The following is a 662-nucleotide window of genomic DNA, read 5'->3' as shown; positions in this document are numbered from 1 at the left end:
TGGCCGCCGTGCGCCAACGATTCATACCTTTCGGAGACCATCACCATGACACACGGTCACACGCGTCTCGCCACCGTGGCCCTCGGTCTGTGCGTCGGCATCGGCTGGGCCGGGCTCGCCCGCTCCGCCAACTGGCTGATGCTGCAGGGCACCGAGCGCGCGGAGAATCCGCCCCTGGCCCGGGTTTGGGGCTTCATCCAGCCGGAATACCAGCGCGACTTCAGCGACAGCGGGCCGGGGGATGCCTACATCCCGCCGAAGCTGATCGGCCCGGGGCTGGACGAGCAGTCCGGCTTCAACATCAAGCGCGCCCGTGTGGGCGTCCGCGGCGCCGCGACCCCGGGGGACCCGCGGATCAACTACTTCGTGCTCGCGGAGTTCGGCAACAACGGCCTCACCAACGGTGGGCGCTACGACAGCTACAGTCCCCAGCTCACCGATGCCAGCGTGACTGTGAACGCCATCGACGGTGCGCGGGTGCGTGCCGGTCTGTTCAAGACACCGGGCTCGGAGGAGGGGATGCAGGGCATCATCGCGCTGCCCTACGTCAACTACACCACCGTCACCAACCAGCTCCTGCTCGAACGCTTCCCCGAGGCCGGGGAGACGAACGTCCCGCCGCAGTCGACCCCGGACGCGGACATGAACGCCTTCTCCAACCC

Annotated in this window: 1 protein-coding gene; it reads left to right on the top strand. The window is 68.1% G+C overall.

Annotated elements, in window-relative coordinates:
* Window positions 1-45 precede the first annotated feature (45 nt).
* Window positions 46-662: OprO/OprP family phosphate-selective porin (locus G7A99_RS23340; protein ID WP_240466399.1), on the top strand; the 617-nt coding region annotated here is incomplete at its 3' end.

Source organism: Arhodomonas sp. KWT (genome assembly GCF_010993615.1).
The sequence above is the reverse complement of the archived record's forward strand: the minus strand, read 5'-3'. Positions and strand labels throughout refer to the sequence as shown.